The sequence below is a fragment of the Limnohabitans sp. G3-2 genome (assembly GCF_002778275.1).
Taxonomy (GTDB): domain Bacteria; phylum Pseudomonadota; class Gammaproteobacteria; order Burkholderiales; family Burkholderiaceae_C; genus Limnohabitans_A.
The window spans coordinates 1-12,007 of the sequence record NZ_NESG01000013.1 but is presented as its reverse complement, the minus strand read 5'-3'; the positions used below and the strand labels follow the sequence as shown (position 1 = coordinate 12,007).

At 58.4% G+C, this 12,007-nt stretch carries 4 protein-coding genes; 2 read left to right on the top strand and 2 right to left on the bottom strand.

Annotated features, from left to right (window positions below; genetic code table 11):
• Both B9Z31_RS15660 and B9Z31_RS15680 read right to left on the bottom strand, forming a co-directional pair.
• On the bottom strand, positions 1-320 hold a 320-nt coding region (locus B9Z31_RS15660), incomplete at its 3' end, for a hypothetical protein (protein ID WP_233201009.1).
• A 197-nt stretch (positions 321-517) separates the two neighbouring features.
• On the bottom strand, positions 518-649 hold the full coding sequence (locus B9Z31_RS15680; RefSeq protein ID WP_255408665.1) for a hypothetical protein: 132 nt from the start codon (positions 647-649) through the stop codon (positions 518-520).
• A gap of 1,507 nt (positions 650-2,156) precedes the next feature.
• Here B9Z31_RS15680 and B9Z31_RS15690 point away from each other — a divergent pair.
• Both B9Z31_RS15690 and B9Z31_RS15750 read left to right on the top strand, forming a co-directional pair.
• Positions 2,157-11,828, top strand: coding sequence for an S-layer family protein (locus B9Z31_RS15690; protein ID WP_304441715.1), 9,672 nt, complete (start codon positions 2,157-2,159; stop codon positions 11,826-11,828).
• A gap of 54 nt (positions 11,829-11,882) precedes the next feature.
• Positions 11,883-12,007: ESPR domain-containing protein (locus tag B9Z31_RS15750; RefSeq protein ID WP_199174520.1), on the top strand; the 125-nt coding region annotated here is incomplete at its 3' end.

Below are 12,007 nucleotides of genomic sequence, written 5' to 3'. Positions count from 1 at the left end.
AGTTGACCAACGTGCTGGTGACCCCGGCCACCCTCCAGACGCTGGTGGACAACGGCCAAGCGGTGCAAGCCCCCGGCGGCTTGATCATCTTGTCGGCCCAAGCCGCCAGTGGATTGCTGGGCGGCGTGGTCAAAAATAGCGGTGCCATCTCGGCCACAGGCTTGGTGAACGACGGCGGCACCATCCGCTTGAGCGCCAGCCACAAGATTGAACTGACGCCAAGCAGCCGCATCAGCGCCGATGCCGCGCCAAGCAGCGCGGGCAACGGTGGGCGCATCGACGTCATTGCAGACCTGGTCAACGCCACCGGCATCACGCAAGTGGATGGCACCATCAGCGCCAAGGGCGGCGAGCAGGGGGGCGATGGCGGTTTTGTAGATACATCGGCGGCAAGACTGGCGATTGGCGAGAGCACACTGGTCACCACGGGTGCCAGCATGGGCAAGGCGGGCACATGGTTGCTGGACCCTTACGACGTGATCATCGCTGGCTCATCCGGAACCGCATCCGGTACAGCTTATGCGGACAGTTTCACGGCGGGTGCCACATCTACCATCTTGGCCAGTTCAATTTCTAATGCACTCGATGCGGGCAGCAACGTCACCATTTCGACGGGTACCACCGCCAACAACCAGGTGGGCAGCATCACGGTCAATGGTCCTATCACATGGTCATCTGCAAAGACGCTGACCTTATCTGCCAACTACAACATCAAAATCAATGCCGCGATCAATGCTACAGCGACGTCCGGTGCCGGTGTTTCGTTCCAATACAACCAAGGCAATGCGGGAGGCACTTATGGGTTTGGCCTGAGCGCATCAGGGTTTTCTGGGAGCCTGACTTTTGGTGGGACTGGTAACTCGTATTCAACAAAAAACTACAACACAACCAAAAATTACACGTTGATCAGTAACCCACTCACAACGAGTGCGGGAGGATTTGCCAGTTCTTCAACCAACTATGCATTGATCAATAACCACACCTCATCCTGGTCAGGTTCAGGCGCGCCAATCCCCAGCTATTCAGGGACATTTGATGGTCTGGGGCACAGTATCACGGGCATGACTTTAAGTGGTAACGGCAATACCGGGTGGATTGGTAGCGTTAACAATAATGCCGCATCCATTTCAAATATTGCCTTCATCAACTCATCTTTGAGTGGAGCCAGTGGTGGTTGGGGGAGCGGTCTGGTGGTGGGCTCGAACATGGGGCCGATGAACAATGTCTATGTTTCTGGAGCAAATGTCAGTTGTTCGAGTAACTGCTGGGGGCTGGGAGGGATCATTGGTAACACCTACGACGCAGGCAATATATCCAACGTATATTTTGTCAATGGAACGGTCAGTGACAATGGCGTGGGCGCAGCTCTCGGGGGCATCGTTGGTGTTTTACAAGCGAATACCGTTAACAACGCCAACTTTATAGACTCAACCGCTAGCTCTGCGGGCAATGGCGTTACAAATGACAGGGGCGTTGGTGGAATTGCCGGTCTATCCCAAGCTGTTTACATCAAAAATTCCACGGTCTCTGGGTCTGCCATCAACGCCACAGGTGCCAATGGTGCTGCTGGCGGTGTGGTTGGAAAGAATTATTCGCCTGTTTATTCCAACATCGTGAGTAACACCACCATCAGTGCAAGCGCTGCGAGTGCTTATGCGGGTGGCTTGATAGGGCATGACATTTCTGGGTGGAGCCAATCACAACTCCTCACCAATATTTATTCAAACAGTGTTTCTGGAATAACGGTTACATCAGCAACAGCTGCAAACGGTGCCAGTTTATTTGCCCAAGGGCCCATTGCCAACGGGTCATCGCAGTCAACCTACACGATCACCACCGTTGGATCAAACACTGCAGGTGGTGGCACTTGTGTCAACGGTGTTTGCACCGCGACAAATTTATACGTTTTGGCATATGACGCTACAGGCGCATATTCAAGCTCGTATGGATCAAACCACAGCAACTTAACTTACGGGCTTTACACCTCAGCCAGCGGGGGGGCGGGCAACCTGATCACAGGTCTGTCGGGTCTATCGGGTTCGGTTGTTTTCAACACCAGTTTGACCTCTGCCAGCAATGCAGGCGTTTACAGCCTGACGTATTCAAGTGGGCTGACTTTATCCAGTAGTACCTATGCGTTGGCGATGGGGAACGCCGTGAATTGGACGATCAACCCCTTGGCCTCTGTGACATACACAGGCACCAGTGGTGGCTTGTGGTCATCAGGGGCCAACTGGACCGTGACGGGCGGTGCCACCACGGGTGCAGCACCCACTTTGGGCAATGTGTCTGCGGTAGTTATTCCATCAGGCACCACGGTGGCTTACAGCAATGCCATGGCCAGTTTGGCGCCGACATCGGCGGTTGCCATCACGAACAATGGCACCATCAACTTCACCAACACCAGTGCCATTTCGATACCCGCAACCATCAGTGGCACGGGTGCACTCAACACCAGCGGTGCAGCCACCACTACTTTGACTGCGGCCAATACAAGCTTCGCGGGTACTGCCACCATTGACGCAGGTTCGACACTTAAACTGGGGCATGCCAATGCGTTGGGAACGGCATCGACAGTCACCGTCAATGGCACGCTTGATCTCAATAGTTATTCGCCAACTGTTTCTTCCGTTTCGGGTTCAACAGGCACGATCACCAACAGTGCGGCCAGTACGACATCCACTTTGGCGACTGGCGGCGATAACAGCTCCACCACTTATGGGGGTGTGATCCAGAATGGCGTTGGAACCGTTGCACTGACCAAGAACGGCACCGGCACGGTAACGCTTTCAGGCGGCAACACTTACACAGGTGGTACCACCATTTCTGCCGGAACTCTGAAAATGGGCCATGCCACTGCGCTGGGCGGCTCAGGGGGGGCAGTGTCTGTGGCCAGTGGGGCTGCATTGGATTTGAATGGCACCACGATGACCAACACCAATGCCCTGACCTTGAGGGGCACGGGTATCAGCGATGGCGGCGCGTTGTCCAACTCCAGCAGCACCGCTGGAACTTATGCGGGCACTGTGGTGTTGGGCAGTGCTTCTTCCATCGGTAGCGCAGTGGGCGAGATCACCGCCAGTGGCGTCATCAGCGGAGCTTTTGCCTTGACCAAAGTTGGGGCTTCCTCCTTAACACTCACTGGCTCTAACAGCTATTCCGGCGGCACCACCGTTGCTGCGGGTGCTTTGAAAGTGGGTCATGAAAACGCATTGGGAACAGCTGGTGGAGGCGGTGCCATATCGGTGTTCAGTGGTGCTGCATTGGATTTGAAAGGTGTCTTTCTCAACAATGCCAATACCCTGACCTTGAATGGCGAGGGAATCAGCAGTGGCGGCGCATTGACCAACTCAAATTCAGCAGGTGGAAGATTTCAAGGCCTGATTGTTTTGGGAAGCGATACCAGCATTGGGTCCTCTACCGGAAATATGTCCTTGACGAACGACATCAGTGGTTCCTATGGCTTGACCAAAGTGGGCGCCGCCAACATCACGCTCGGAGGAACCAACACCTATTCAGGAACAACCACTGTTTCTGGCGGCATCTTGGCCATCAGCCTTGCCCAGGGCTTGGGGACTACAGCAGCCGGTACAAGTGTGGCCACTGGAGCCAGATTGTTGTTGCCCGGTGGTCTCAATGTTGGCGCAGAAGCGATCACCTTGAATGGCGGCTCACTGGAACTTCAATCGGGCACCACCAGTTTGTCTGGTCAGGTCACTTTGGGTGCCAACAGTTCCATCAGGGTGGATTCGGGTGCGCAATTGACCTTGTCGGGCCTTGTCTCTGGCACAGACCGTGTCCTGACCAAGACTTCCACCGGCACACTGGTGCTGACAGGCACCAACACCTATAGCGGAGGCACCCTCGTTTCGGCCGGCACTTTGCAGTTGGGCGCTGGCGGCGCGACCGGCAGCATTGAAGGCAACGTGACCAACAACGCTACATTGGCCTTCAATCGCAGCGATGACCTGACCTTTTCGGGCGTCATCAGCGGTACGGGGGCCGTGACTAAGTCAGCCGCCAACACCCTGACTATGTCAGGCGACAACACTTACAGCGGTGGCACCACCATCAATGCAGGCACTTTGCAGGTGGGCGATGGCAGCACCAATGGCGCCATAGCCGGCAACGTGACCAACAACGCCACATTGGCCTTCAATCGCAGCGATGCGCTCAACTTTTCAGGCGCCATCAGTGGCACCGGTGCAGTCACCAAGTTGGGCACAGGCACAACCACTTTGTCGGGCATCAACACCTACACGGGTTCTACCACCGTATCCACAGGCACCTTGGCCATTGGCAATGCAGACGGTTTGGGCGGAACGGCAGCGGGAACCACTGTGGCCAGTGGCGCCACCCTGGACCTCCAAGGCGTTTCAGTGGGTGCTGAAGCCTTGGTCCTCAATGGCGGCACACTTTCTACATCTACGGGCACCAGCAGCTTGTCGGGTACGGTGACATTGGGTGGCAACAGCACGGTCAGCGTGGCCGGCACTCAACTTTCATTGTCTGGTGTTGTGTCGGGCACAGGTTTCGGGCTGACCAAAACGGGCACAGGCAGTTTGGTCTTGTCGGGCACCAACACCTACAGCGGCGCCAACAACATCAACGCGGGTTCGGTGAAGGCCGCAAGTGGCGATGCACTGGGCACTGGCGCTGTGGCCATAGGCGCTGCAGGCGTATTGGATTTGACATACAGCGGCACGGTCAGTTTGGGTTCGACCTTGTCGATGAGTTCAGGTGCAGCCATTACCAACAGTGCCAACACGTCTAACCTGTCCATTGCGGGTACAAGCGCATTGGTTGGCAACATCAATACGGCGGGCAACCAAACCTATACCGGTGCAGTCACATTGAGTGGCAATACGACGCTCACAACACTCAACACCAGCCAAGCCAATACCAATGGCGCTATTACGTTTGGCGGCGCTGTGGATGGCGCGGCTTCTGGCGCTCAAAGCCTGACGGTGACCTCTGGAACCGGTGCTGTGTCGTTTGGAAGTACCGTGGGCAACACCGCGGCTTTGAGTTCAATCACCATTACAGGTGGTGCTACATCGACGGGACAAACCACGACACTGGGTGGCAATGTCACCACCTCTGGTCTTCAGAGTTTTGGTGGCAACCTGACATTGGGTACCAATACCTCGCTGACTTCAACCGCCAATGGTGGTAATGGCTTGGTAACCATCGCGGGCAATGTGTCTACCGTTTCAACTATTTCCAGCGGAATTATTCAATTTTTAGGAAGCGGCAATTGGAAATACAGCCCAACTGATGGCTCAACCTGGGCCTATTATTCTGGCAATACATATGTTGCAGGTTCCTCCACCACAACTTCTGCGCCAAGCGGTCTGTCTTTTTCAATTTCTTATAGCGCTAGCACATACACCTACACCCCCACAAGCACGTTCACTAATGCGCAAATTCTGGTTGTGGGTGGTGGCGCTGCTGGGGGTTCTAGTAACGTTCCTGCAACTGGCGGCGGCGGAGGCGGCGGTGTTGTTTATGTTTCAAGCGGAACTTTATCTGGTACCTATTCGGTGGTTGTAGGAAATGGTGGTTCTGGGGGAGGCGGTAACGGCGGATCAGGCGGCAACAGCAGTCTTGCTTTGGCAAGTAACCCTAGCGGATACGTCATCACAGCAAATGGCGGCGGCGGTGGCGCTGGTTCATTTGGTGATTCTGGTCTCGCAGGTGGCTCTGGAGGTGGTGGGCACTGGACAACAGGCAATGGCGGTTCAGCAACCCGAGGAAGTGTTGCCGGTTTTACGGGGGCGACTTTATCGGGAAATAATGGTGGGGCAAGCAATCGCGCAACAACTGCGGGTGGCGGTGGTGGTGGTGCTTCGACAGCTGGTGCAGCTGGGACCACGCAATCGTCTGGCGTAGGTGGCAATGGCGGTCAAGGCATAAGTTACAGCATCACCGGTTCTTCTGTTGTCTACGGTTCTGGTGGCGGAGGAATGGGCCAGACATCAAGTGGTGTAGGCGGAACCAATGCTGGTAACGCTGCTACTTACAACGGTGCAGGCCCTGGTTCTGGCGTTGTCAATACGGGCGGTGGTGGTGGTGGTGGATTTAATGCTGCTGGAAGCGGCGGCTCTGGTGTTGTTGTTGTGTCAGGGAATATGACAAACATTCAAGGGGCTTATGCTCTCACCATCAACTCAGGTTCAGCAAACGCATCTATTGGTGGATCGGTTGTTAACATCACTTCGCTCAGTGTTAACTCTAGAGCGACAAATAACCTGCTCAGTGGTGCAATTGGTGGGTCGACTGCATTGAGCTACAACACCGCAGTTGGCTATGCCGGATCCAATGGCGCCACGGGTGTTCTGAACTTGGCAGGCACCAATACTTACACCGGTGGCACGACGGTATCGGGCGGCACATTGCAAGCAGGAAGCACAACAGCTTTTGGCGGCGCATCTGGTGCAATGACCCTTAACACGGGCGCGGTACTTGATCTCAATGGCAAAACACTGGCCAACGCCAACAGCCTGAGCTTGAATGGCTCTGGTATTTCGGGTGGTGGCGTGCTGACCAACTCCAGCAGCACTGCTGCGATTTATGTGGGTGCCGTCACTTTAGCCACTGACGCTTCCATGGGTGGCTCTGGTGGCGATATCGCGGTGAGCGGAGTTGTGCGGGGCGCTTCTGCACTCACCAAGACGGGTTCCAACACCTTGACCCTGTCCGGCAACAACAATTACAGCGGCGCAACAACAGTCTCTGAAGGCACTTTGGCCATCAGCCATGCGTCAGGCTTGGGCGCTACTGCTGGCGGAACCACTGTGGCCAGCGGTGCCACGCTTGATTTGCGCGGTGTCACTGTCGGCGCAGAAGCATTGACCTTGAGCGGCGGAACTTTGACCGCCTCCACCGGCACCAGCAGTTTGTCCGGTGCTGTCAACCTCACCAGCGCCACCGTCTTCAGCGGCGCAGGTGCACTGACAGTCAGCGGCGCCATCACCAGCAATGACCATGGTTTGGCTTTGGTGGGCGCCGGTGCAAAGACGCTCAGCAGCACCAGCAACACCTTGAGCACCATCGCCACAGGTTCAGGCGTGGGTATCCTGAACGTGGCCAACAACCAGGCCATGACCATTGGCCAAGTGACTGTGGGTGGCAGCACCTACAGCGGCATCAATGCCACGGACACAGTGTCGGTGGTGACACGCACAGGCGACCTGACGGTGTCGCAAAACGTGGTCACCACCAGCACCGCCACCAGCTACACCACACCCGCACTCAAGCTTGGCGCAGGCAGCCTGACTGCAGCGGGCACGCCCACGGGTGGCGACGTGGTGCTCAGCGGAACGCCTACCATCAGCGTGGGCACAGGCGGTGTGGCATTGATTTTCTCGGGCTATGCAACCACCAGTGCCGCCCGAACCTTGACCAACAGCTTTGCGCCCAAGCGCAGCTACTACACGACCAACGCCGACAGCACCTCTGTGCCTACGGTGGTTGCATCGGCTTATTTCACGCTGTTCCGCGAGTCGCCCGCCACGCTTTACACCTTGTATGTGCCTGGCCAAAGGTCTACGTACGGTACGCCCGTCACATCACTGAACTATTGCTATTCCACCAGCGCCAGCAGCTGCGCGCCAGTCGCGGTGACTGGTGTTCCTGCCACCACGCAAGCTTTGGCTCTTAACAACGTGTTGTTGGACGCGGGGACCTACCCAGCCACGATCTCCGTCCCTCCGCCTGAAGTGACCGGGTACTTTTTTCAAGCCGGCAACGCGGTGAACATTGTGGTGGACCCCAAACCGGTCACCATCGCCAGCACTGCGCGCACCACCACCTACAACGGCTTGAGCACTTACACCGATTTGGCCAACGCCACGGCTTACACCGTGACCGGTTTGGTGGGTTATGACGCGGTGAGTTCTGTCACCCGAACCCCCAGCGGCAACGGCTTGGTGGCCAGCCATGTGGCCAATGCGGGCAGTTTCACCGTCACCCCCAGTACCGTGGTGCTGAGCACGGGTAAGGCCAGTAACTACGCGTTCACTTACACACCCGCGACGGCCACGGTGAACAAAGCCGATCTGACGGTCAAAGCCAACAACGATGCCAAGTTCATTGGTGAGGCCGACGCCAGCGGCTTCGGCGGCGTGAGTTACACAGGCTTTGTGGCGGGGGAGACCGCCAGTGTCCTCAGTGGCGCAGCCACCGTTGCGCGCAGCAATGCCGCTGTGGGTGCTGCTGGCACCTATGCCGGGGTGTTGAGTGCTGCGGGCTCAACCTTGTCGAGCACGAACTACAACATCAACTACGTGCCGGGCAGCTACACCATCGTGCCGGCTGACCAGTTGCTGATTCGCTTAGCCGATACCAGCACCACCTATGGCACCGCACCCAGCTATACCGTGAGTTCTGTGCAGTACAAGAGCAGCACCGGCAACGCGGTGGTGGACTTGACCAACCGTGCCAGCGTGAACAACGCCGCCTTTGCCCTCACCGATGGCGCAGGCGGCAACACGGCCTTGACCTTGGGGCCACTTTTGAGCACCTTGAGCAGTGCGGGCCAAGTGGCTGCGGGCAGCTACCAAGTGGGGGCCAGCAGTGTCACCAACACCAGCGACAACTACGGCAACACGGTCAACATTGTGGGTGCGCTCACGGTGGCGCCAAAGACACTGACGCCGGAGGCCACCTTTGGTCTGAGCAAAGTCTACGACGGCACCACCATCATGAGCAGCCTGGGCTTTGGGTTGACCGGTGTGGTGGGCGCCGATGCCGTCAGGGCCACTGGCGTGGGCACCTATGCCAACGCGAACGCGGGCAGCACCAAAGCTTTCACGGTCGCGGGCATCAGCCTGGGCGGCACCGACGCAGCCAATTACAAGTTAGCAGCCAACACGATCAGCGGCGCAAACGGGGTGGTCACCACAGCGCCTTTGTTGATCACTGCCAACAACGACACCAAGACCTATGACGCCAGCGCTTACGCCGCCACGGCGGGCGTGGCTTACAGCGGCTTTGTCAACGGCGAGACGGTCAGTGATTTGGGCGGCACGCTGGCTTTCGGCGGCACGGCCATTGGTGCGGTCAACGTGGGCAATTACGTGATCACGCCCAGTGGGCAGACCAGCAGCAACTACGCCATCAGCTTTGGCGACGGGTCGCTGTACATCAGCCCAGCGGATGTCACAGTCAGCGCCACCAACGTAGCCCTGACAGGCACCGTGGGCAAGGTGTATGACGGCACCAACGTGGCCACGCTGACCTCCAGCAATTATCTGATCACCGGCTGGCAAGGCAGCGATGGCGCCAGCATCACCCAAACCACGGGCACCTACGACAACGCCAATGCCGGCACCAACAAGTTGGTGAGCGTCACGCTAGCCAGCAGCGACTTCAGCGCCACCAACGGAACGCTGCTGAGCAACTACAACTTGCCCACAGCCGTTTCAGGCAACGTGGGCGTCATCAGCCCCAAGACCGTGACGGTGACCAACACGGCCCGCAGCAGTGTGTACGATGGCACAAGCTACGCTGCGCTGTCCTTGGGCACGACATACAGCGTAGGCACCATGGTGGGTCCCGATGCGGTGGCTTCGATCACCCAAACCCCGACCGGTTTGACCAGTACGGCTTCAGGCGCCGCTCAGGCGGGCACGTTCACCGTCACGCCTGGGGCAGCGGTGCTGAGCACGGGAGCAGACAGCAACTACAACTTCAGTTACGTGGGCAGCACCCACACGGTAACGCCTGCGCCTTTGAGCGCAGCGCTCACGGGCACCAGCAGCAAGGTGTATGACGGCAGTACAGCCGCCGCTTTGACGGCAGGCAACTTTGCGTTGACCGGCTTTGTGAACTCAGAAAGCGCCAGTGTCAGCAAAACCAGTGGCACGCTGGACACCGCGAACGTCGGAAACAGCAAGACCGTTACGACCACGCTCGGCAGCAGCGACTTTGCAGCCAACATTGGGACGCAACTGAGCAACTACAGCTTGCCCACTTCGGCCAGCGGCAGCATTGGCAGCGTGACACCTGCGCCACTTGCCGCAGCCCTCACGGGCACGAGCAGCAAGGTCTACGACGGCAGCACAGCAGCCACTTTGACGGCAGGCAATTTTGCTTTGTCTGGCTTTGTCAACTCAGAGGGCGCCAGCGTCACCCAGACCTCGGGCACGCTGGACACCGCCAACGTGGGCACCAGCAAAGCCGTGACTGCAGTTTTGAGCAGCAGCGACTTTGCCGCCAACAGCGGCACCCAGCTGAGCAACTACACCTTGCCCACTTCGGCCAGCGGCAGCATTGGCAGCGTGACACCTGCGCCACTTGCCGCAGCCCTCACGGGCACGAGCAGCAAGGTCTACGACGGCAGCACAGCAGCCACTTTGACGGCAGGCAATTTTGCTTTGTCTGGCTTTGTCAACTCAGAGGGCGCCAGCGTCACCCAGACCTCGGGCACGCTGGAAACCGCCAACGTGGGCACCAGCAAAGCCGTGACTGCAGTTTTGAGCAGCAGCGACTTTGCCGCCAACAGCGGAACCCAGCTGAGCAACTACACCTTGCCCACTTCGGCCAGCGGCAGCATTGGCAGCGTGACACCTGCGCCACTTGCCGCAGCCCTCACGGGCACGAGCAGCAAGGTCTACGACGGCAGCACAGCAGCCACTTTGACGGCAGGTAACTTTGCCTTGTCGGGCTTTGTCAACTCAGAAGGTGCCAGCGTCAGCCAGACTGCGGGCACGCTGGACACCGCCAATGTGGGCACCAGCAAGGCCGTGACCGCAGCGTTGAGCAGCAGCGACTTTGCCGCGAGCAGCGGCACCCAGCTGAGCAACTACAGCTTGCCCACTTCGGCCAGCGGCAACGTGGGCAGCGTCACGCCTGCGCCCTTGACGGTGAGCGCCACCAACGCCAGCAAGACCTACGATGGCATGGCCTACTCAGGCGGCAACGGCGTGAGCTACAGCGGCTTTGTGAACAGCGAAACCGCATACGTGCTTGGCGGGACGTTGAACTACACCGGCACCAGCCAGGGCGCGCGCAATGCGGGCAGCTACGTGATCACGCCCGCGGGCTTGAGCAGCAGCAACTACGCGGTGAGCTTTGCCGATGGCAGTTTGTCGGTCACGCCAGCGCCTTTGACCGTGACCGCAGTCACCAACACCAAGAGCTTTGATGGCAACACCGAGGCGCAAGCTGTGCCTGTGGTCAGCGGTCTGAAGGTGTCCGATACGGTGGTCAATTTGCGGGAAGCTTATGCCGATGCCAACCCGGGCACCGGCAAAACCTTGAGCGTTCAAATGGGTTACCAAATTGTGGACGGCAACAACGGCAACAACTACGTGGTGAGCTTGGTGCCCAGCCAGACGGGTGAGATCCGCGCGCTGCCCGTGGCCATTTTGGCCCCCACGTTGGCCGTTGTACCCACGGCCAACAGCGCACCGCCCACTTTGACGGTGCTGGCCTCCAGCAGCGCAGGCGCGAGCAGTGCGGGCAGTGCGGGCAGTGCTGGCGGTGGCTCTAGCGCGGGTGTGAGCGTCAGCACCATCAGCTCGCCCACTCAGCAGGCGAACGGCTTGGTGGCGGTGTTGGTGCCCGCGGGGACCGCCACCGCAGGCTCTGGCTTGGTGATTGCTTTGCCCGAGCAGGTGTTGACGCCTGCTGCGTCTGGCGCTGCGGTGAAGGTGACGCTGCCCAACAGCGAGCCCTTGCCCGCCTGGATTCGCTACGACGCGGCTACGCAAACACTGGTGACCAGTGCGGTGCCTGCCGGCGCGTTTCCCTTGTCGGTGGTGGTGACGGTGGGCGGTCAGTCGACGGTCGTGCAGATCTCAGAAGCGCAGTCGAACCTTTGATGCCATCGCTGTAATGCTTATCTATAAAAACCAACTGCCATCCGCACTGAAATCATGAACAGCAACTACAAACTGGTTTACAGCGAAGCACTCAACACTTGGGTGGCCGTGGCCGAGCACGTCAGTGCACGCGGTAAAAAAAGTGCCCTGCGCCTGGTCACTGCGGCAGCGCTCATGGC